This is a genomic window from Streptomyces sp. NPDC051940, from assembly GCF_040680895.1.
GTDB lineage: Bacteria > Actinomycetota > Actinomycetes > Streptomycetales > Streptomycetaceae > Streptomyces.
This window is the reverse complement of sequence record NZ_JBFAXR010000031.1, coordinates 1-20,847: the sequence shown is the minus strand read 5'-3', so window position 1 is coordinate 20,847 and position 20,847 is coordinate 1. Positions and strand designations below refer to the sequence as shown.

The 20,847-nt window shown below is 73.8% G+C and carries 15 protein-coding genes; 6 read left to right on the top strand and 9 right to left on the bottom strand.

The features are described 5' to 3' along the window. Positions 1-11 precede the first annotated feature (11 nt). Positions 12-1,619, top strand: a complete 1,608-nt coding sequence (locus AB0M28_RS14965) for a substrate-binding and VWA domain-containing protein (RefSeq protein ID WP_365403482.1) — start codon at positions 12-14, stop codon at positions 1,617-1,619. Positions 1,620-1,639: 20 nt separating this feature from the next. Here AB0M28_RS14965 and AB0M28_RS14960 read toward each other — a convergent pair whose 3' ends face one another. Continuing rightward, positions 1,640-2,161: a hypothetical protein gene (locus AB0M28_RS14960; RefSeq protein ID WP_365403479.1), complete on the bottom strand. Its 522-nt coding sequence runs from the start codon at positions 2,159-2,161 to the stop codon at positions 1,640-1,642. A 99-nt stretch (positions 2,162-2,260) separates the two neighbouring features. On the opposite strand from AB0M28_RS14960, the gene AB0M28_RS14955 reads away from it, so the two are divergent. The 3 genes from AB0M28_RS14955 (at position 2,261) to AB0M28_RS14945 (ending at position 6,430) form a co-directional block, all read left to right on the top strand. Beyond that, positions 2,261-3,625 (top strand): BTAD domain-containing putative transcriptional regulator, encoded by a 1,365-nt coding sequence (locus tag AB0M28_RS14955; RefSeq protein ID WP_365403616.1) that lies wholly within the window; start codon positions 2,261-2,263, stop codon positions 3,623-3,625. A 97-nt stretch (positions 3,626-3,722) separates the two neighbouring features. Continuing rightward, positions 3,723-4,358, top strand: a complete 636-nt coding sequence (locus AB0M28_RS14950) for a hypothetical protein (RefSeq protein WP_365403477.1) — start codon at positions 3,723-3,725, stop codon at positions 4,356-4,358. Between the two features lie 44 nt (positions 4,359-4,402). Beyond that, entirely contained in the window at positions 4,403-6,430 is a 2,028-nt protein-coding gene (locus tag AB0M28_RS14945) for a thioredoxin domain-containing protein (RefSeq protein WP_365403474.1), read from the top strand. A 45-nt stretch (positions 6,431-6,475) separates the two neighbouring features. On the opposite strand, the gene AB0M28_RS14940 is transcribed toward AB0M28_RS14945, so the two are convergent. The 4 genes from AB0M28_RS14940 to AB0M28_RS14925 all read right to left on the bottom strand — a co-directional run bounded on the left by AB0M28_RS14940 (position 6,476) and on the right by AB0M28_RS14925 (position 10,951). Further along, complete coding sequence (locus AB0M28_RS14940) at positions 6,476-7,438, bottom strand: hypothetical protein (RefSeq protein ID WP_365403471.1); 963 nt, start codon at positions 7,436-7,438, stop codon at positions 6,476-6,478. An 8-nt stretch (positions 7,439-7,446) separates the two neighbouring features. Beyond that, positions 7,447-8,058 carry a TetR family transcriptional regulator gene (locus tag AB0M28_RS14935; protein WP_365403468.1) on the bottom strand — a complete coding sequence of 204 codons (612 nt, stop codon included), beginning with the start codon at positions 8,056-8,058 and terminating at the stop codon, positions 7,447-7,449. Positions 8,059-8,063: 5 nt separating this feature from the next. Next, positions 8,064-9,692 (bottom strand): MFS transporter, encoded by a 1,629-nt coding sequence (locus AB0M28_RS14930; RefSeq protein WP_365403466.1) that lies wholly within the window; start codon positions 9,690-9,692, stop codon positions 8,064-8,066. Between the two features lie 575 nt (positions 9,693-10,267). Then, a complete protein-coding gene (locus AB0M28_RS14925) occupies positions 10,268-10,951 on the bottom strand; it encodes a hemolysin III family protein (protein ID WP_365403463.1) in 684 nt (227 codons plus the stop codon). A 429-nt stretch (positions 10,952-11,380) separates the two neighbouring features. Between AB0M28_RS14925 and AB0M28_RS14920 the strand changes: the two genes are divergently transcribed. Further along, positions 11,381-13,213, top strand: coding sequence for a phosphoenolpyruvate carboxykinase (GTP) (locus tag AB0M28_RS14920; protein WP_365403460.1), 1,833 nt, complete (start codon positions 11,381-11,383; stop codon positions 13,211-13,213). A gap of 271 nt (positions 13,214-13,484) precedes the next feature. After that, positions 13,485-16,790, top strand: a complete 3,306-nt coding sequence (locus AB0M28_RS14915; protein WP_365403457.1) for a tetratricopeptide repeat protein — start codon at positions 13,485-13,487, stop codon at positions 16,788-16,790. Positions 16,791-16,831: 41 nt separating this feature from the next. On the opposite strand, the gene AB0M28_RS14910 is transcribed toward AB0M28_RS14915, so the two are convergent. The 4 genes from AB0M28_RS14910 to AB0M28_RS14895 all read right to left on the bottom strand — a co-directional run bounded on the left by AB0M28_RS14910 (position 16,832) and on the right by AB0M28_RS14895 (position 20,805). Then, positions 16,832-17,575 carry a GAF and ANTAR domain-containing protein gene (locus AB0M28_RS14910; RefSeq protein WP_365403454.1) on the bottom strand — a complete coding sequence of 248 codons (744 nt, stop codon included), beginning with the start codon at positions 17,573-17,575 and terminating at the stop codon, positions 16,832-16,834. A 19-nt stretch (positions 17,576-17,594) separates the two neighbouring features. Then, the gene (locus tag AB0M28_RS14905) at positions 17,595-18,446 is read right to left on the bottom strand and encodes a GAF and ANTAR domain-containing protein (protein WP_365403451.1); all 852 of its coding nucleotides are present in this window, start codon (positions 18,444-18,446) and stop codon (positions 17,595-17,597) included. Positions 18,447-18,471: 25 nt separating this feature from the next. After that, positions 18,472-20,337, bottom strand: a complete 1,866-nt coding sequence (locus AB0M28_RS14900) for a CheR family methyltransferase (RefSeq protein ID WP_365403448.1) — start codon at positions 20,335-20,337, stop codon at positions 18,472-18,474. Positions 20,338-20,610: 273 nt separating this feature from the next. Next, positions 20,611-20,805, bottom strand: coding sequence for a hypothetical protein (locus tag AB0M28_RS14895; RefSeq protein ID WP_365403614.1), 195 nt, complete (start codon positions 20,803-20,805; stop codon positions 20,611-20,613). Positions 20,806-20,847: the final 42 nt, after the last annotated feature.

Here is a 20,847-nt window from a genome sequence, read left to right as displayed (position 1 = left end):
AGACACGCACGGTGAACGCCACTCTTCGACGGCTCCTGCACGCCCTCCTCGCCGCGGCGGTCCTCCTCCCCGCGGCCGCCTGCACGGGCGGCGACGGGAGCGACAGCGACCAGGACCGCACCACCCCCGGCGGCACCGTCCGCGTCCTCGCCTCCAGCGAACTCGCCGACATGGAGCCGATCCTGCGCGAGGCCCGCGCCGCGACCGGCATCCGCGTCGAGGCCACCTACAGCGGCACCCTCGACGCCGTGGAGACCCTCGCCTCCGGCCGCGCCGACGGCAGGTACGACGCCGTCTGGCTGGCCTCCGCCGGGCAGCTGCGGCTCCGGCCCGACGTCCGGCGCAGGCTGGTGTCGCAGACACCCGTGATGGTCTCGCCCGTCGCGTTCGGCGTGAGCGCGCGGGCCGTGGAGCGGCTCGGCTGGCAGGACCCGGAGAAGGTCAGCTGGGCGCGGATCCAGCAGGCCGTCGCCGCGGGAAGGCTGACGTACGGGATGACGGACCCGCTGCGCTCCAACTCCGGCTACTCCGCGCTGATCGCCGTGGCCTCCGCCCTCTCCCGCGCCCAGTCGGCGCTGACCGACGCGGACGTGCGGCGGGCGACGCCCGGGCTGACGGAGTTCTTCGCCGGGCAGTCGCTGACCTCCGGCTCCTCCGGCTGGCTCGCGGACGCCTACCAGCACCGGGGCACGGTCGACGCGCTGGTCAACTACGAGTCGGTGCTGCTGTCCCTGAACCGCGACCGCGGCACCGGCCTGACCGTGATCCGCCCGAGCGACGGCGTCGTCACCGCCGACTACCCCCTCGCCGCCCTGACGTCCGCCCCGCCCGAGCGGCGCGACGCGGTACGCGCCCTCACCCGGTATCTGCTGAGCGAGCCCGCCCAGCGCGCGATCACCGAGCGCACCCTGCGCCGCCCGGTCGCCGCGTCCGTCGACCCCGCCGCCGCGCTGCCGCCCGGCAAGCGCCGCGAACTGCCGTACCCGGGCAGCCTGTCGGTCTCCGACGCGCTGCTGGCGTCGTACGAGCACAAGCTGCGCCGCCCCGCCCGCACGGTGTACGTCCTGGACACCTCGGGGTCGATGGCGGGCGCCCGGCTGCGCGATCTGAAGGAGGCGCTGACGGAGCTGACCGGCACGGGGTCCGCGCCGGCGGGGCGGAGGTTCCGGGACCGGGAGGAGGTGACGCTGATGCCGTTCGGGTCGGCGGTGAAGAGCACGCGTACGCACACCGTGCGCCCCGGGGCGCAGGACGCGGCGCTCGCCGCGATCCGGGCGGACGTCGACGCGCTGCGCGCCAGGGGCGGGACGGCGGTCTTCAGCAGCCTGCGCGCCGCGTACGGGCAGCTCGCGCGGGCCGGCGGCGCCACCCCGTACCTCACCACGATCGTGCTGATGACGGACGGCGAGAACACCACCGGCGACACGGCTTCGGACTTCCGCCGCTACTACACCGCGCTGCCGCGCGAGCAGCGGGCGACTCCGGTGTTCCCCATCCTCTTCGGGGACTCGGACCGCGGGGAGCTGTCGGGCATCGCCGAGCTGACCGGCGGCCGGCTCTTCGACGCGACGAAGGGGCCGCTCGACGATGCCTTCGAGGAGATCCGCGGGTACCAGTGACCCAGGGCCGCGGGGCCTGGTCAGTCGATCTGGTCGCACACGTCGATCAGGCTCTCCGTCCCGCCCGTCCACGTCACCGTGCGCTGGCCCGCGGGGCTGAACTGGACGGTGTAGACGCCATCGACGACGTACTCGCCGCGCGGCAGATTGCCCTGTCCCTCCTGGAAGCCGATCAGCACGGGGCCGGTGGCGTGCCAGACCTGCGAGCCGTCCTCGGCGTACTCCACAACGGACCGGCCGCTCGCGTCGGCGTCGTAGAAGGCGCCGGTCTCGGTGTTGATGACGCGGGCGATCAGGGTGCCCTTGTACAGCTCCGTCTTCGGGGAGCCGTCGGGGTAGGTGTCGACGGTCTTGACCATGACCTCGTCGACGAGCTGCTCGATACGGAAGGCGAAGTCGCAGCGGACGCCCGCGGCGTAGTCGATGGGGCTGTAGGTCACGGGGCGCCACTCCCCGTCGCCTTCGCCGTCGGCCGCCGCGGGGGCGGCGAGGGCGGCGGTGAGGGAGAGCGCTGCGGCTGTGGCTGCTGCGTAACGGCGCATGTCAAAAGGCTCCTTCGGCTTGCATGGTGGTGCCTGCTGACCCGAGCCTCGCCCTCCCCGCTGACCACCGGCTCACCACGGCGTACGCTGCCAAGGGTGCTGGAGTTCCGCCTGCTGGGCCCGTTCGGGGCCGTCCAAGGGGGCCGTGAGGTCCCGGTGAGCCGGCGCCGCCAGGAGCGGCTGCTGCTGGCGGTGCTGCTGCTGGACGCGGGGCGCGCGGTGCCCTCGGAGTGGCTGGCCGAGCTGCTGTGGGACGGCGCCGGCAGCCGCGGCACGCTGCACACCTACGTCGGCAGGCTGCGGGCGGCGCTCAAGCCGTACGGCGTGCGGATCACCACCCGCAGCGACGGGTACGCCGCCGAACCGGGCGGATACCGCACGGACGCCGCCGAGTTCACCGAGCGGGCCGTCGCCGCGGCCGCGCTACGCGATCCCGCCGAGCGGCTGCGCCGTACGGAGGAGGCGCTGGCCCTGTGGCGCGGCCCGCTCCTCGAGGGGCTCGCGGACGACGAGCTGCGCGCCCGGCTCGGCGGCGGGCTGGCCGAGCTGCGGCTGGCGGCGCTGGAGCAGCGGGCCGAGGACCGGCTGCGCACCGGCCGCGACGGCTTTCCCGCGGACCGCTCCGCCGATGCCCCGCTGGCCGCCGAACTGGGGCCGCTGGTCGAGCAGTACCCGCTGCGGGAGCGGCTCGTCGCGGCGCGGATGACGGCGCTGTACCGCTCCGGCCGGCAGGCGGAGGCTCTCGGCCTGTACCGCAGCACACGGCTGGCCCTGGACGCCGAGCTGGGCGTGCAGCCCGGCCCGGCGCTGCGCGACGTGTACGAGCGGGTGCTGCGCGCCGATCCGTCGCTGGACGAGCCGCCGCTGCCGGCGTACGCGGTGCGCGTGCGCGACGTACGGCTGCCGCTGCACACCAGCGGGCACCCGGCGCTGGAGTTCTGCAACACGTGGGCCGGCTGGGACGGGGTACGGCGTACGGGCGCGGAGTGGCTGCGGGACTACCGGGCGCTGGCCGTCTGGGCCGGACAGCTGGACCTGGTCGAGGACTGGCTGGTGACCAGGCTGCTGAAGCTGGCCGAGCAGGACCCCGGCGCGGCCGCCGAGGCGCTGGCCGAGGCCCGCGAGCTGCGCACCGCCATCCACGACTGCCTCGTCGACCCGGCGGACCAGCGGGCCTTCAAACAGGTCGCGCAGGCCGCCCGGGCCGCCGCGCGGGCGGCGGAGTTCGTCCTCGACGAGGACGGGCTGGGGCGCTGGCGGCTGCCCGCCTCCGCGGGGCTGCGGCTGCCGCTGCAGGCGGTCGCGCGCAGCGCCGCCGACCTGCTGGCCGATCCGCAGCGCTTCACGGTGACGGAGTGCCCGTCCCCCGACTGCGGCTGGCTGTTCCTCAACGCGGCGGGGCGCCGCCGCTGGTGCACCCTCGGCACGTGCGCGGCGCGCGACGCGGGGGTCTGCGCCGGATGAGGCGTGAATGCCAACCTCCTGGAAGGGGAAGGGGATTGGCGCGCGGCCGCCGTTGCTATCGTGCCCGCAGACAACAGAGGGAAGGGTGGGGGAGAACATGAGCGCGCTGCCCAACGGACCGGCGGGTCCGCCGCCGGGTCCGCCACAGGGGCCCCAGCAGCCCCGCTGGGCCTGGTGGGTCGGCGGGATCGCCATCCCTCTGCTGGGCATCCTCGTCTCGGTCCTCGTGAACCAGGGGGACTCGTCCGGGGACGACGGGAAGGACGACACGTCCGCCACGTCGGTGCAGCCCTCCACGACGGGTGCGGGCGCCCCGAAGCAGCCGGCCCCCTCCGACTCGAAGAGCGCCGAGGCGGCTCAGGCGCAGTTCGGGCCGGCCGTCGTGAAGGCCGACACGACCAACTCCGGCTCGTATCTGGACCTGGACGGGTCCGCACCCGTCGTGTCGGGTTCCCCCATCAAGAGCGCGGACGTCATCTTCGGGGCGTCGACCGGTACCCCGGACCTGACCGTGCCGGAGTCCGCGTCCACCCTGGCTCCGCTGCCCGCCTCCGGTGCCGCGCCGACGGCCGCGGAGTGCGCCGAGGCGGTGAACAGCAGCGGCACCTACTGGTCGGAGGTGAAGGTGGGCGACCGCTTCTGCCTGACGACCGGTGACGGCCGCACCGCCTACCTCCGCGTCGTCGCCGCGCCGGTCCAGGGCACGGGAAGACTCGAGATCACCGTCTGGTAGACGCCTGACGCCCGGCGGAGGGGGTCCTGCGGCAGGATGGACCCATGCCGAACCGACTGGCCCATGAGACGTCCCCGTACCTCCTCCAGCACGCGGGCAACCCCGTCGACTGGTGGCCCTGGACGGCCGAGGCGTTCGAGGAGGCGCGGCGGCGGGACGTGCCGGTGCTGCTGAGCGTCGGCTATGCGAGCTGCCACTGGTGCCACGTGATGGCGCACGAGTCCTTCGAGGACGCCGCCACGGCCGAGGAGATGAACGCCGGCTTCGTCAGCGTCAAGGTCGACCGCGAGGAGCGGCCCGACGTCGACGCCGTGTACATGGAGGCCGTACAGGCGGCCACCGGTCAGGGCGGCTGGCCGATGACGGTGTTCATGACGCCGGACGGGGAGCCGTTCTACTTCGGCACCTACTTCCCGCCCGCCCCCCGGCACGGGATGCCGTCCTTCCGGCAGGTGCTGCAGGGCGTGCGCGACGCCTGGGCGGGACGGCGCGACGAGGTCGGCGAGGTGGCCGCGCGCATCACCCGGGACCTGGCGGCCCGCGCGCTCGGCGCACCCGCCGGGACGCCGCCCGGGGAGGCGGACCTGCACACGGCGCTGATGGGGCTGACGCGGGAGTTCGACGCGGTGCGGGGCGGGTTCGGCGGGGCGCCGAAGTTCCCGCCGTCGATGGTGCTGGAGTTCCTGCTGCGGCATCACGCGCGCACGGGTTCCCAGGCGGCGCTGCAGATGGTGCTGGCGACGTGCGAGGCGATGGCGCGGGGCGGGATCTACGACCAGCTCGGCGGCGGCTTCGCCCGCTACTCGGTCGACGCCGGGTGGGTGGTCCCGCACTTCGAGAAGATGCTGTACGACAACGCCCTGCTCTGCCGGGTGTACGCCCATCTGTGGCGGGCCACCGGATCGGAGCTCGCGCGTCGCGTCGCGCTGGAGACGGCGGAGTTCCTGGTGCGGGAGCTGCGCACGCCCGAGGGCGGCTTCGCGTCGGCGCTGGACGCGGACAGCGACCGGGTCGACGGGACGCACGCCGAGGGGGCGTTCTACGTCTGGACACCGGACGAGCTGCGCACGGTGCTGGGCCTGGAGGACGCCGAGCTGGCGATGCGGCACTACGGCGTGACGGTGGAGGGCACCTTCGAGGAGGGCGCGTCCGTCCTGCAACTGCCCGACACCGAACCCGCGGACGCGGACCGGCTGGCCTCGGTGCGGCAGCGGCTGTTCGAGGCGCGGGCCGGGCGCCCGGAGCCGGGCCGGGACGACAAGGTGGTGGCCGCCTGGAACGGGCTCGCCATCGCCGCCCTCGCGGAGACCGGCGCGTACTTCGACCGGCCGGACCTGGTGGCGGCGGCGGTCGACGCGGCGGACCTGCTGGTACGGGTGCACATGCGCGCGGAGGACGGCCGGCTGTGCCGCACGTCCCGCGACGGGGTGGCGGGCGGCAGCGCCGGCGTACTGGAGGACTACGCCGATGTGGCGGAGGGCTTCCTCGCCCTGACCGGGGTGACGGGCGAGGGCGTGTGGCTGGAGTTCGCGGGGCTGCTGCTGGACACCGTGCTGCACCACTTCCGGGCGCCGGACGGCGCGCTGTACGACACGGCCGACGACGCGGAGCGGCTCATCCGGCGGCCGCAGGACCCGACGGACAACGCCACGCCGTCCGGCTGGTCGGCGGCGGCGGGCGCGCTGCTGTCGTACGCGGCGTACACGGGCAGCGCCGCCCACCGCGAGGCGGCGGAGCAGGCGCTCGGCGTGGTCGGCGCCCTGGGCCCGCGGGCGCCGCGCTTCACCGGCTGGGGCCTGGCGGTGGCGGAGGCGGCCCTGGACGGCCCGCGCGAGGTGGCGGTGGTGGGCCCGGCCGGCGACCCGGCGACGACGGCCCTGCACCGGGCGGCGCTGCTGGCGCCGGCACCGGGCGCGGTGGTGGCGCTGGGCACGCCGGACGTCGACGAGGGGGTCCCCCTCCTCGACGACCGCCCCCTGCTGGCCGGCGCCCCGGCGGCGTACGTGTGCCGGGGCTTCGTGTGCGCCCTGCCGACGTCGGACCCGAAGGTGCTGGCCGAGCAGCTGTCGTGACGGGGGCGGTGCGCCGTCTGCTGTCGTGACGGCTGCGGTGAGCCCTCAGTTCACCGTCGTACGGACCGGATGGCCGGCGTCCGCCGGGCAGATGTGCACGGTGAGGCAGAGCTCGTCGCCGATGGTCACGCCCGTGGGCTGCTGGTCGGCGCGGTCCTGCGGGTCGCCCCAGCGGAGGTCCGGCTCGCCGTGCGGGGTCCAGCAGCCGTCGAGGTACTCGTACTGCGAGGTCTGGAAGAGGGTGACCATCGTGGCCCCGCAGCCGCACTCGGGGTGCAGCAGGTCCCAGCCGCCGGCCTTCCAGCCGGGGGATATCGCGAGCGCGTGGTAGTCGTACCCGCGCGGCTGCCCGGCGTTCCACTCCTGCACGCGCTGTTCGAGCGCCGCCGCGACGGGGCTGGGCCCGAGTTCGCTGCCGTAACCGCGCGACAGCCAGGGGAACTCGGTCAGCTCCTCGGGGTGCAGCACGCAGGGCACGGGTATGTGGCGGCCGCTGCCGGGCTCCGCCGGGAGCCCGTCCCCGGGCGCCACGTCGGCAGAGCGGCGCCAGAACACCACGGGCCGGGGGCCCTCGTTCAGCTCCTCGTGCCGCTCGGGGCACCAGAGGATCTGCAGCAGGTCGACGTCCTCCGACGGGAAGGGCGCGCCGGGCGCGTCCGCGCGGAACAGCTGCAGGACGGGCACCATCGGCACGGGCCGCGCGGGGCGTTCGTACCGGGGCCGCAGGGTGTGCGCCGCGCCGACCGAGGCGATCGCCTGGCGGATCATCTCGTACTGCCCGCAGTCGCAGTCCCCGTCGTGGTCGTGGCCGTCGTCCGCCGGATGCGCCTCTTCGCACACCGGCCACGGCTCCCCGGCGGGCCACAGCAGGGGTCCGCCCACCGAGCTCTCGCGTGCGGTCGGCGAGCCGGGCCGCGGGTGGAGGCGGACGGCGGTGCGGCCGTGCGCGTGCAGTTCGGGGAAGGCGGCGAGCATCGGGGCGCGCTGTGCGGGTGTCGTACGGATCATGCGCCCCATCAGAGCACCAGGCCGCGCTCCAGCACCAGCAGCGCCCGGTCGACGGTCTCGACGAGATCGCCCGCGCCCTCATCCTCGATCCAGTCGAGCAGTGCCTGCGTGAGCGCGCCCAGCACCGCGCCGGCCACGACCCGCAGTTCGAAGTCGTCCGCCGGGCGGCCGGTACGTTCGCCGAGGGCTCCGCAGAGCACCACGGCCGACTCGCCCATGCTCTCGTGGAGCCGGGCGCGCAGGGCGGGGACGGAGCGGATGAGGCCGAGCCGGGCGGCGAGTTCGTCGTCGACCTCCTCGCGCAGCGCCCCCAGCGACTCCAGTACGCCCCGCCGCAGCGCCGTGAGCGGCGGCTCGTCCGCCGGGCGGGAGCGGATGGCCTCGACGAGCATCGGGTCGTACTCGTCGGACAGGACGATGTCTTCCTTGGTCGGGAAGTAGCGGAAGACCGTGGACGGGGAGACCTCGGCCGCCTCGGCGATCTGCTCGACGGTGGTGGCGTCGTAGCCCTGCTCGCCCATCAGCCGGTACGCGGCGGCCCGGATCGCCTGCCGGGTACGGATCTTCTTGCGTTCACGCAGGCCCAGGTGGGCGTGGGAGGCGGGGAGGGAAGCTGCCATGGAGCTCATTCTCGGGCATGATCGGCGGGCCGGGCGACGTCGGCCTTCCGGGGTCCGCGGGCGTGCCGGGTGTCGCCGGCGTCCTCGGCTTTACGGGTCCCGCCGGCGTCCTCGGCTTTACGGGTCCCCTCCGCGCCCTCCTCCGCCGCCACCCCCGGCAGCACGCTCGCGGCAGCGAGCGCCGTGACGGCGGCGGCGACCCCGCACACCAGCAGGACGAGCGCCATACCGTGCACGTACGCGGAGTCCGCGGAGGAGGCCAGGGCGGCGTTGCCCAGCCGGTCGGCGACCGCGTGCGCGGCGACGACGGAGTCCCGGGCGACGTCGGCGACGCCCTCGGGCAGCCGGCCGGTGTCCAGCCGGTCGGTGTAGACGCTGTTCAGCAGGGAGCCCAGCAGCGCCACCCCGATCGCCCCGCCGACCTGCCGCAGTGTGGTGAGCAGTCCGGTGCCGCTGCCGGCGCGGTCCTTGGGCAGCGCGCCCAGCGCCGCGTCCATGGTCGGCACCATGGCGAAGCCGAGCCCGAAGCCGGTGATGCTCAGCCACAGGGCGGTGGTTCCGTAGCCGTCGCCGGCCTGGGTACCGCTGCCGAGGATCAGCGCGAACGCGAACACGGCCATCCCGCCGCCGACGACCACGCGCTGCCCCACGAGCTTCATCAGCGGCGCCGACGCCCGCGCGGCCACCAGCAGCCCGCCCATCAGGGGCATCAGGCGCAGCCCGGTGCCGAAGGCGTCGTTCCCGAGCACTGCCTGCAGATACTGCGGCAGTACGAACATCAGGCCCATCATCACGAACGTGGCGAGGACGGCCACGATGGCGTTCCAGCGGAACTGCCGGTTGCCCAGCAGCGCCAGATCGAGCATCGGCCGCTCGACGCGCCGCTCGCGCAGCACGAGCACGCCGATCAGCGCCACGCCGGCCGCCATGGCACCCACGATCAGCGGGTCCCCCCAGCCCTCCGCCGGCGCCTCGATCACGCCGAAGACGAGTGCGCCGAGCCCCACGACGGTGAGCAGCGCGGACAGCGGATCGACGCGGGGAGCGGCGGGATCCCGGGTCTCCGGCAGCAGCACGAGGCAGGCGACGAGCGCGACGGCGACCAGCGGAACGTTGAGGACGAAGACCGAGCCCCACCAGAAGTTGTCGAGCAGCCACCCGCCGACGAGCGGCCCGAGCGGCATCCCGACCGCCATGGCGGCGGTCACGGCCCCCACGGCCTTGGTCCGCTCCTCCCCGTCGAACATCCCCGGGATGACGGACAGCGCCAACGGCATGATGAACGCCCCGCCGAGCCCCATCACGGCCCGAGCGGCGATCACGGCCCCCGGCCCCTCGGCGAAGACCCCGACCACGCTCCCACCGAGGAACACGACGAGCCCCACCGCGAGCATCCGCCGCCGCCCGTACCGGTCCCCGAGCAGCCCGGCGGGCAGCATGCAGGCGGCGAAGACGACGGCGTACGAGTCGACGATCCATTGCAGCTCGCCGGTGTCGGCCCCGATCTCGCGGGCCATGGTGGGCAACGCGACATTGAGAATCGTCAGATCAAACCCAATGACAAGCACCCCGGCAACCAACGCCCCGAGCGCCCACCACCGCCTGACCTGCGGCGAACTCTGGGTGACGACCATACCCACTCCCTCCGGGAGCCAGTAGCTTTTGAAGGTGACTCCCAAATCCTAGCGACTCTCACCGACGACGGAAACCCCCCGACCGCTCCCGCGGGGGAGGGGCCGAAAGGCGGGGGAGCCGGGAACACAAGGGCGCCAAGGACGTGCTGACGTGCTGGGGGCAGGGCAGGGCAGGGCGGTGCGGGAGCACATGAGGCACGGGACCACCCGATCAAGCCCGCCCGGCGTTTGAGGGCGAGGCGCGAAGCGCCGACGGGGTCCGGGGCGCAGCCCCGGCAGCGGCACGGGACCACCCGACCAAGCCCGCCCGGCGCTTGAGGGCGAGGCGCGCAGCGCCGACGGGGTCCGGGGCGCAGCCCCGGCAGCGGAACGGGACCACCCGATCAAGCCGGCCCGGCGCTTGAGGGCGAGGCGCCCGCCGCCAGGCGTCAGGGCGAGGGACCCAAACCCAGCCCGGCCGGCGTTTGAGGCCGAGCGCCGTCCAGGCGCGAAAAGCGGGCGCAGCCCGCAAAGGGGGCCCGGGGGCGAAGCCCCCGCAGCGGAAGGCGACCGGCGAAAGAGCCCGCGAAACGCGGCTACGCGTGCTGGTACGCGACCAGCGAGATCCCGACGTAATGGACCACGAACGCCGCCAGCGTAAAACTGTGGAACACCTCGTGGAACCCGAACCACCGAGGCCAGGGATTAGGCCGCTTAACCCCGTAGATGACCGCACCCGCGCTGTAGAGCAACCCCCCGACCACAACAAGCACAAGCACCGCGATCCCCCCCGCCCGCATGAAGTCGGGCAGGAAGAACACCGCCGCCCACCCCATCGCGATGTAGCACGGCGTGTAGAGCCACCGAGGCGCCCCCACCCAGAACACCCGGAACGCGATCCCCGCAAGCGCGGCCGCCCAGATGAACCACAGCAGCGCGTCCCGCCGCCCGCCGTCGAGCAGCAGGATCGTGAACGGCGTATACGTACCGGCGATGATCAGGAAGATGTTCGCGTGATCGAGCCGCCGCAGCACCCCGTTGACCCGCGGCGTCCAGTTGCCGCGGTGGTAGAGCGCGCTCACGCCGAAGAGCAGGCACGCGGTCAGCGTGTAGACGGCGCAGGCGACCCGCCCCCGGGGACTCTCCGCGAGAGCGGTCAGCAGTACGCCGGAGAAGAGGGCCGCGGGAAACATCGCCGCGTGCAGCCAGCCGCGCAGCTTCGGCTTGACCTGCGCGGACGGCGCGGCGGGGACACTGGGGGCTTCGGGGACGGCGCTCACACCAGCACTCTACCTACGGAACCGTAAGTTACGGATCAGTCCGTCGGAGTGCCCCTCCCCACACAACCACCGCGCGGAGACCGCGCCGTGACCGCCCAAGGACCCGCACCAGGACCGCGCAGAGACGAAACCGCAGGCGAAGCCTCGCACGACACCGCACCCCCACACCACCCCCGCCCCCCGCAAACGCGCGCGAACGCGCGCAGACGTGGCGCTCCTCACGTGACGCGGGCTGGACAGTTCGTCTGAGCTAGACCATCATCAAATGAGCGCACCATCGGCACCGAGCGGGCTCATATGAGCGACATATGAGCGGCGCCCGGGTCGTGGCCCCCAAGGGGCGGCGGACTTGAAAAGCGGTTACACCTGTACGCACACCGACGAACAGCCCGTACCGCCCATCACCTCAACTTGGAGCATCGCGGAGTCATGACGCCCCTCACGTCCCCCACCTCCCTCACACACGACGCCCCCACCAAGCACGAAGGACTGATCTCCTGGGTGCAGGAGATCGCCGAGCTCACGCAGCCGGACCGGATCGTGTGGTGCGACGGGTCCGAGGCCGAGTACGAGCGCCTCGCCGAGGAGCTCGTGGCGAAGGGAACGTTCCGGAAGCTCGACCCGGTCAAGCGCCCCGGCTCGTACTACGCCGCCTCCGACCCCTCGGACGTCGCGCGTGTCGAGAGCCGCACGTACATCTGCTCCGAGCAGGAGAAGGACGCCGGTCCGACCAACAACTGGATGGACCCGGCCGGGATGCGGGAGATCTTCGCCGGCGAGAAGGGCGTCTTCCGCGGCTCGATGCGCGGCCGCACCATGTACGTCGTGCCCTTCTGCATGGGCCCGCTCGGCTCCCCGCTGTCCGCGATCGGCGTCGAGATCACCGACTCCGCGTACGTGGCGGCCTCCATGCGGATCATGACCCGGATGGGGCAGGCGGTCCTGGACGAGCTGGGCGACGAGGGCTTCTTCGTGAAGGCCGTGCACTCCGTGGGCGCGCCGCTGGCCGAGGGCCAGGAGGACGTCGCCTGGCCGTGCAACGAGACCAAGTACATCTCCCACTTCCCGGAGACCCGCGAGATCTGGTCGTTCGGTTCGGGCTACGGCGGCAACGCGCTGCTGGGCAAGAAGTGCTACGCGCTGCGCATCGCCTCCGTCATGGCCCGCGACGAGGGCTGGCTGGCCGAGCACATGCTCATCCTGAAACTGACCCCGCCGCAGGGCGAAGCCAAGTACGTGGCCGCCGCGTTCCCGTCCGCCTGCGGCAAGACCAACCTCGCCATGCTGGAGCCGACGATCCCGGGCTGGACCGTCGAGACCATCGGTGACGACATCGCCTGGATGCGCTTCGGCGAGGACGGCCGGCTGTACGCCATCAACCCCGAGGCCGGCTTCTTCGGCGTCGCGCCCGGCACCGGCGAGCACACCAACGCCAACGCGATGAAGACGCTGTGGGGCAACACGGTCTTCACGAACGTCGCCCTCACCGACGACGGCGACGTGTGGTGGGAGGGCATGACGGAGGAGACCCCGGCCCACCTCACGGACTGGAAGGGCAACGACTGGACGCCCGCGTCCGGGACGCCCGCCGCGCACCCGAACGCCCGGTTCGCCGTGCCGGCCGCGCAGTGCCCGACCATCGCGCCGGAGTGGGAGGACCCGAAGGGTGTGCCGATCTCGGCGATCCTGTTCGGCGGCCGCCGCGCCACGGCCGTACCGCTGGTGACGGAGTCCTTCTCCTGGCAGCACGGTGTCTTCATGGGCGCGAACGTCGCCTCCGAGAAGACCGCCGCCGCCGAGGGCAAGGTCGGCGAGCTGCGCCGCGACCCGTTCGCGATGCTGCCGTTCTGCGGCTACAACATGGGCGACTACATGGCCCACTGGATCAAGGTGGGCGCGTCGGCCGACGCCGCGAAGCTGCCGAAGATCTACTACGTCAACTGGTTCCGCAAGAACGACAAGGGCGCGTTCGTCTGGCCGGGCTTCGGTGAGAACAGCCGCGTCCTGGAGTGGATCGTCGGCCGGCTGAACGGTACGGCGGAGGGCGTCGAGACGCCGATCGGCGTGCTGCCGGCGAAGGACGCGCTCAACACCGAGGGTCTGGAGCTCTCCGAGTCGGACCTCGACTTCCTCCTCTCCGTCGACCCCGAGGTCTGGCGCGAGGAGGCGGCCCTGATCCCCGAGCACCTCAACACCTTCGGCGACCACACCCCGAAGGAGCTGTGGGACGAGTACCGGTCGCTGGTCCAGCGCCTCGGCTGACCCCTTCTCCCCTTCTCCCCCGACGAGCGGGGGTGCGCCGACGACGCCGCACCCCCGCCCCCATCCGGACCCCCGTCCCGGGCGCGCACTCGCCCGGGGCGGGGGTTTTTCGCGCTTCTGGCCACAGCTCTGAACGCCTGGGGCGTCCCACGCGGCCCCCTGGCGCAAACACCCCCGAAAGCGGAGTTGTCCACAGGGGGATGCATAACGCCGCTGCCAGGCGGAAGACTTGGTGCCGGAAGGCAAGGAACCGCGCCGAGGGGGAATGCGCATGCCGGGAAGCACGGGCGGCACGAACACACGACCGGACCATCTCGACCCACCGCACCGGGCGGAGGCGGAGCAGCTGCTCGCGCGCGCCGTGGACGAGGAGGTGCGCCGCACCGGCGGCCGGACCGACGGCGTGGTGCTGCTGAGCCGCGCCCGCGCCGCGCTGGACGAGATAGCACGCAGCGCGACGGAGGAGTACCGCACCTACGTCCAGGCCCTGGAGGAGGCGAGGGCCGGCCGCAAGACGCTCGGCGAGCGGTTCACCGGCGAGGCGCTCGGCCCGTCCCTGACGGCCGTCGTGGCGACGGCCGGGGTCGCCCTCGTGGTGTCCGCGGACGAGGGACTGGGGTCACGCGGCGCCCTGTGGACGGGTGCCGCCGCCGCCCTGGCGGGCCTGGTGGCGTTACTGCTGCAGCGCTGGACGGTGCACTGGTGGTCATCGCACAGCATCTCCGGCGCCAGCGGTCAGCCCGGCGGCCCCGAGCAGCTGCGGCTGCAGTGGCTGACGGCCCTCGAACTGCGCGGCGTCCGCCCGTACTTCGACCAGCAGCGCATGCTCGCCGCCAGCAGCCGCGGCGCCCAGGGCGGCCAGGGCATCCCCGCACAGACGCCCAAGGCGGCAGGCGGCGACCGCGAGCCGCAGCTGCGCGGCGGCGACCGCAGCCAGGCCGCGAAGCGGCGCGCGGTGCTGGAGCAGTCGTGGAAGCAGCTGCCCGGCGGCAAGGGCCCGTTCGCGGACCGGCGCGCGGAGCTGGCCCGGATCGCCCAGTGGGTGCACCACGGCCGGGCGTCCACGGACACCAAACCGACCGTGGTGGTGCTGCACGGTCCGCCGGGCGCCGGGCGCACGACGCTCGCCCTGCGGGCGGCGCGGCATCTGCGCGACCAGTTCCGCGGCGCCTGCGTGGTGGATCTGCGCGGGCAGTCGCCGGGCGAGGTGCCGCTGCCGACCCGGGACGCGCTGCTGCATCTGCTGAACCGGCTGGGTGCGCCCCGCGAGCAGCTGCTGTTCCGGGAGCGGCCCGCGCCGGACGCCCATCTGCGCCGGCTCGCCGAGCTGTACCACCAGCACCTGACGGACGTCCCGGTGGTGGTCGTGCTGGACGACGCGACGGACGCCGGCCAGGTCCGCACACTGATCCCGGACCGGTCCGAGTCGCTCGTCCTGGTGGTCGCGCGCGAGCCCCTGGAGCTGTCCGGCGATCTGGACGCCTGGGTGCACCAGCTGGCCGTGGGCCCGCTGGAGCCCTCCGGCGCGGAGGAGCTGCTGCGCGAGGCGGCGCAGGAGCGGGACGACGGCCCGTACGACGCGCAGTCCTGCGACGACGTGATCCGGCTGTGCGGCTCGCTGCCGCTGGCGCTGCGTATAGCGGGCTCCTCGCTGGGGCCGCGCTCCATGGCGGAACTGGCGGCCGATCTGGACGCGTACGGGCCGGTGGACCCGGTGGAGCGGGCGCTGTGGCTGCGCTACGCCGACCAGTCCGAGAGCATCCGGCGGCTGCTGCGCCGGCTGTCGCTGGCCGGCCGGGCGAGCCTGGGCGCGGCGGCGGGCGCGGCCCTGCTGGGCACCACGGAGGAGGAGGCGGGCCGGCAGCTCACCACGCTGGCGCAGGCGGGGCTGATCGAGCACGTGCGCGGCTCGCGGTACCGGCTGCACGACACGGTGCGCCGCTTCGCCCGGGAGCGGCTGCGGGACGAGGAGGACCCGGCCGAGCGGGCCGCGGCGCGCGACCGGCTGATCCGCAGCTACGCGGAGCTGGCCGACTCGGTGATCCGGCTGGTCGACGGCAAGACCTCCACCCGGGCCGACCAGTTCGGGCACCACGGGTTCGTGTCGCTGGACGCGGCGCTGCGCTGGCTGGACGACGAGACCAGCTTCATCACGGCCGCGCTGCGGGACACGGAGGGCCCGGCGGACGCGGACCAGGGCGCGGTGCTGCATCTACTGGGCGCGCTGGCCGACTACTGCCTGCTGCGGGGCGACCTGTACCGCCTCGGTGAGCTCAACGAACTCACCAAGGCGGCCGACCGGGGCCTGCTGGCGCGGTCCGTGCAGTGGCGCACGGGTGTGGCGGCCCGGCAGCTGGGCGAGCTGGACAAGTCCCGCACCACGCTGTCCTCGGTGGTCGACCTCTACCGCGAGGCGCAGCACGAGGCGGGGGCGGCGCGGGCACTGCGCGATCTGGGCATCACCCTGCAGCAGCAGGGCAGTCTGCCGGAGGCGCGGGCCCGGCTGCGCGAGGCGCTTGAGATGCAGCAGTCGGCGGAGCTGCGCGGCGACCGGGCCTGGACGCTGCACGCGCTGGCCGCCGTCGAACGGGACCGGGCGGATCTGCCGGAGGCGCTGCGGCTGCTCGCCGAGTCGCTGGAGCTGCACCGGGAGAGCGAGAGCGTGCACGGCGAGGCGTGGGCGCACTTCCAGCTCGGCCAGGTGCGGCTGCGGATGGGCGACGTCCCGGGCGCGGAGGAGGAGTTGAGGGAGGCCCTGGAGGGCTACCGGCGCACCCGCGACCAGCGGGGCGAGGCCTGGGCGCACACGCAGCTGGCCCGTGCCCGGCTGGTCGGCGGCGACGCCGCGGCGGCCGTCGAGGGGCTGCGCGCCGCCCTGGCCCGGCACCGGGAGAACGAGGACGCCCGCGGTGAGGCGTGGACGCTGTACTACCTGGGCCAGGCCCGGGAGGAGCGCGACGACTACGACGGCGCGGTGCGGGCGCTGGAGCGGGCGCGGACGATGTTCAGCCGGATGCGCGACGTGTACGGCCTGGCGTGCGCCCGGCACCATTCGGCGCGGGTGACGCGGGACATGCGGGCGGAGCAGACCGGTTCGCTGCGCAACTCCGGTTTCGCCCGGCAGCTGCTGGACGACGCCCGTAAGGACTTCCACCGCATCGGCGTGCCGCACGGCGAGGCGTGGACGTGTCTGGAGCTGGCGGTGGTCGACGCCGGCAACGGGCGTACCCCGCAGGCGCTGGCCCTGGTCGACGACGCGATAGCGCTGTTCGACGGGTACGCGGACCGGCGCGGAGGCGCGTGGGGGCGGTTCCTGCGCTGCACGCTGCTGCCGCTCGCCTCCCCCGGCGGCTCCGAGGTCGGCAGCGCGGTGGCCCAGCAGGAACTCTCCGAGCTGCGGGCCGAGTTCCGGTCGGGCCGCCAGGTGGGCGATCCGGCGCTGGAGGACTACGCCGACACGTACGCCCTGCTGCTGGAGCGGGGCGTCGAGCCGGAGACGGGCTGGCAGGCCTGGCGGCTGGGCATGGTCCCGAGCCGCCGCTCCCGGGAGGTGATGGGCTCAGCGGTACGGGCGTGACGGCCGGCGGCACGTTCGGGAGCGCCCCACCGGGAGCGTGCCTAGTCCCGGCGCCCCCTCCGGGGGCCCGGCAGCTCGATGCGCAGCGCCCCGGCGACCACCTCGTGGGCCACGTCCGCGAGGGGGCGCCGGGCCGAGCGCGCGTGGCCGCGGAGCAGCTGGAAGGACTCGTCCACGGTGATCGACAGGCGTGCGGCCAGCACGCCCTTCGCCTGCTCGATCACCACCCGGCTGCTCAGCGCCTGCTGCAGCTGTGTGGCGAGCGTGCGGGTGGCGGCCAGCTCGCGCCCGCGGGCCAGCGAGATGGCCGCGGCCTCGGCGAGGGAGCCGGCGATCCCGAGGGCCGCCGGGTCCAGGGACGGCTCGCTGCCGAAGAACAGCACCAGCGCGCCCAGGGTCTCGTCGCCGTGGCGCAGCGGCAGCGCACCGGCCCGCAGACAGCCGAACTGCTGCGCGGCCCGTGGCGCGTAGTAGGGCCAGCGCTGACGGGCCACCGCGCCCGCGAGCCCCACCTCGGGCACCTCCCGCCCGCGCCGCATGCACAGCAGCCCCGGCCCCTCCCCCCGTACCCCTGCCTCCAGCTCCAGCTCGGCCAGCCCGGGCGTGCCGGATCCGGCCACCGCCTGCTCGCCGCGCCGCTCGGCCAGTACGGCCACCGCCGCGCGCACCCCCAGCAGTTGTGCGGTCAGCGTCGCGAACCGGTCCAGGAACCGGGGAGTCTGCGTCACGTCGTCGGGAACAGCAGCCAGTTCCACGAACGTCGCAGCCAACCGGTGCTCCGTCATCCCCACCTCCGCCATCTGCTCAGCCCAGCTCCAGTTCACCGGCGTGGATGCGCACGGCCACGCTCTCGATCGTCGTACCGTCCCGGAAGGCCCGGGCCCTCATCAGCGCGAGCGCGTCGCCCACGTCGCAGCCCGTCCGCTCGGCGAGCATCCCCGCCGCCTGGTGCACCTCGGGCCGGAAGTCGGTGTCGCCGTACAGGCCGGGGTCGGCGTCCGGCCCCATCAGCACGTCCTTCACCAGCGCGTCCGCTATCCGGGACAGCCCCGTGGAGCCGAGCCCGAGCAGCAGCCCCGGCGACGGGTCGAAGACGGTGAGCGCTCCTATGCACCCGTCCTGCGCCGACAGCGGCACCGCGACGACCGAGTGGAGCCCCAGCTCCTCCACCGCGGCCCCGTAGCGCGGCCACCGCTCGGCCAGTACGGCCCCGGCCGCCCGTACCTGCTGCCCCAGGGCGGCGTCCCGCGCCGGCCCCTCCCCCAGGACGAACTCCAGGTCCTGCGCGGACCGGGCCGTCTCGTCGGAGGCCGCCACGGCCAGCTGCGCCCGGTCCGGCCCCAGCAGGGTGAGCGCGGCGCTCCCCGTACCGCACGCCTCCGCGACCCCCGCCATGAAGTGCGGCCGCGACACCCCCTTGCCCGGCGGCTCCAGCCGGCGCGCGAAGGCGTCGTGCAGCTGCGCCGCCGCCAGATGACAGGCCGCGACCTGGCGGTGTAACGCCGCCATCCGGCCGTGGAAGTCGTCCCCCGCACCCGCGCCGAGCCGCTCGTGTGCCAGCGCGTTCGCCTGTGCCCGGGCCGCACGCTCGCGGGCCGCCCGCGCGCGCCGTCGGACAGCCGGCGCGGTGGCGGCGCTGTCCTCGGCCGGGTTCATGGGGGTCAGCGTACGCGCGGGCCGCTCAGCGCACTTGGGCCGTACGGCCCTCTTCCATCAGCAGGACGACGCCGCCGTTGTGCCCGTCGAACGGCGAGCAGACCACCTCGCAGTTGATGCGGCGGCCGATCCGGTTCACCGCGGGGGTGTCGACGGGCCCCGCCCGCTTGCCGGTGTCGAGGCACTCCTTGATGACGGCGCGGAGCTGTTCCGCGGGCAGCCCGAAGTCCAGCCCGAAGAAGCGTTCGTCGATCACCTCGTCGGCCCGCAGCCCCCACAGTTCGGCCGCGCCCCGGTTCCAGCTCTTGACCCGCATATGGGCGTCGAGGACGACGACACCCGCCGCCACGGATCCGACCACACCCTCCAGGAACGCGCGTGCCTCGTCCAGCTCCTCGGTGCGGGTGCGCATCTCCTCGTTCATGGTCTCGAGCTCTTCGTTGCCGGACTGGAGCTCCTCGTTGGTGGTCTCCAGCTCCTCGTTCGTCGACTGGAGCTCCTCGTTGGTCGTCTCCAGCTCCTCGATGCTGGACTGGAGCTCCTCGTTGGTGGTCTCCAGCTCCTCGTTCGTCGACTGCAGCTCCTCGTAGGCGGTCTCCAGCTCCTCCCGGATCCGCTTTATCTCCGCCTTCAGCGTCGTCGGGGTGGTGACGTCGGTGAACGTGACGGTGGTGCCCAGCACCGGCCCGCTGCCGCCCACCAGCGGCTGGACGACGACGTCGAAGTACTGGATGTCGCCCGCCGTACGCCGCTCCGCGCCGCTCACCCGCAGGGTGCGCCGCTCGCCGGCGGCCCGCTCGACCAGCGGGAGCAGCTCGACGGGCCGGTGCGAGAGGTCCAGGTCCGCGAAGGGCTTGCCGATGTCGTTGGGTACGAGCCCGAACTGGATCCGCGCATGGCTGTTCATGAACATCACCGCCCCCTCGCCGTCCAGGGCGATGACGGCGCCGAGCGTGGAGTCCAGGACCAGATCGCGCAGCTGCCGGGCCCGGGACGCGCCGCGCAGTTCGGTGCCCGCACCGGGGCGCGGCCTCGGCGCGGCCGGCGGGTACAGGGGCCCGGCGTCGCTCGCCCGCCGGCGGAAGACCCGCTGGCGCATGCTGACCACGTCGAACCGGTCGGTGTCGTTGAGGAGCATCTCCGCCTTGCCCAGGAAGAGATAGCCCGCGGGCCGCAGGGCGAAGTGGAAGCGGTCGACGATCTGGCTCTGCGCCTCCATGTTGAAGTACATCAGCGTGTTGCGGCAGACCAGCAGGTCCAGCCGGGAGATGGGGGCGTCGCGCGTGATGTCGTGCCGGCCGAAGATCACCCGGCGGCGCAGGTCCGAGCGGAAGCCGTGGCGGGAGCCGTTCTGCTCGAAGTACCTGTCGCGCTGCTCCGTCCCGAGCGGTTCGAGGGACCGGGCGGGGTAGTGCCCGGCGCGGGCCGCGCGCAGCTCCTGCTCGTCGACGTCCGTGCCGTAGATCTTGACCCGGGCGATCGTCTCGTCCAGGCCGAGCGCCTCGGCGAACATGATCGCCAGCGAGTACGCCTCCTCGCCGGTGGAGCAGCCGGCGCTCCACACCCGGATCTCCTCGCTCCCGGCGTCCTCGATGACGGCGGGCACGACCTCGTGCCGCAGGAACGTCCAGGCGTCCGGGTCGCGGAAGAAGGAGGTGACGTTGATCAGGATGGTGTTGAACAGCGCGCCGAACTCGTACGCGTCGGCCTCCAGCCGGTCCCGGTAGTCCGCGTACGAGCCCACGTCCGCGTCTGCCATCCGCTTGCGGATCCGGCGGCCCAGCGTCGAGCGCTTGTAGCCGGTGAAGTCGAACCCGCGCGCGTCGCGCAGGAAGGCGAGGAGCTCTTCGAGCTCCTCGTCGTTCGCGGGTTCGGCGGGCCTGCTGGTCATGTCCTGGCCTCCCCGGCCGGTCCGTCCAGGAGCACGCCGAGGGCAGGGATGCCGCCGGCGGAGGGGGCGACAGCCACGACCTCTGACCGGTCCGCTCCGTGCTCGGCCGTCACAGGCCGGAGCCTATCGGAACGGGGCGCCCCGCAGCGGCGTCCGGAACCGGCCGAACCCCGGGACCGGCGGGATCACCGGAACCCGGGCGTCAGCCGCCACCGAACCGCCGGGTCAGCCGCCCCCGCGCGGCCCGGTCAGCGCCCTGAGGGGCCGGCCGCCTCAGCCGTCCCTACGCGCGTCCGGGGACGAGGCGGCGCGCGCCTGTTCGTCCTCGATCTCCTGCTGCTCCTCGAAGTCGACACGCTTCATGTGCCGGTTCATGCTCTTCAGCAGCTGCCACACGGCGAGCGCCAGCACGGCGAAGACGACGAAGCCGAGCAGGCCCGGGGTGACCTTGTCCTCGTCGAGCTCCATAGCCCGGGGGAGGGGCGCGACGGCAGCCCGATAAGTACTCAC

What these genes read in the sequence shown, in the direction of transcription:
- AB0M28_RS14960 (WP_365403479.1), bottom strand. Translation starts at nt 2,161, where the DNA reads ATGCGCCGTTACGCAGCAGCCACAGCCGCAGCGCTCTCCCTCACCGCC.
- AB0M28_RS14950 (WP_365403477.1), top strand. Translation starts at nt 3,723, where the DNA reads ATGAGCGCGCTGCCCAACGGACCGGCGGGTCCGCCGCCGGGTCCGCCA.
- AB0M28_RS14945 (WP_365403474.1), top strand. Translation starts at nt 4,403, where the DNA reads ATGCCGAACCGACTGGCCCATGAGACGTCCCCGTACCTCCTCCAGCAC.
- AB0M28_RS14940 (WP_365403471.1), bottom strand. Translation starts at nt 7,438, where the DNA reads ATGATCCGTACGACACCCGCACAGCGCGCCCCGATGCTCGCCGCCTTC.
- AB0M28_RS14935 (WP_365403468.1), bottom strand. Translation starts at nt 8,058, where the DNA reads ATGGCAGCTTCCCTCCCCGCCTCCCACGCCCACCTGGGCCTGCGTGAA.
- AB0M28_RS14930 (WP_365403466.1), bottom strand. Translation starts at nt 9,692, where the DNA reads ATGGTCGTCACCCAGAGTTCGCCGCAGGTCAGGCGGTGGTGGGCGCTC.
- AB0M28_RS14920 (WP_365403460.1), top strand. Translation starts at nt 11,381, where the DNA reads ATGACGCCCCTCACGTCCCCCACCTCCCTCACACACGACGCCCCCACC.
- AB0M28_RS14915 (WP_365403457.1), top strand. Translation starts at nt 13,485, where the DNA reads ATGCCGGGAAGCACGGGCGGCACGAACACACGACCGGACCATCTCGAC.
- AB0M28_RS14910 (WP_365403454.1), bottom strand. Translation starts at nt 17,575, where the DNA reads ATGACGGAGCACCGGTTGGCTGCGACGTTCGTGGAACTGGCTGCTGTT.
- AB0M28_RS14905 (WP_365403451.1), bottom strand. Translation starts at nt 18,446, where the DNA reads ATGAACCCGGCCGAGGACAGCGCCGCCACCGCGCCGGCTGTCCGACGG.
- AB0M28_RS14900 (WP_365403448.1), bottom strand. Translation starts at nt 20,337, where the DNA reads ATGACCAGCAGGCCCGCCGAACCCGCGAACGACGAGGAGCTCGAAGAG.
- AB0M28_RS14895 (WP_365403614.1), bottom strand. Translation starts at nt 20,805, where the DNA reads ATGGAGCTCGACGAGGACAAGGTCACCCCGGGCCTGCTCGGCTTCGTC.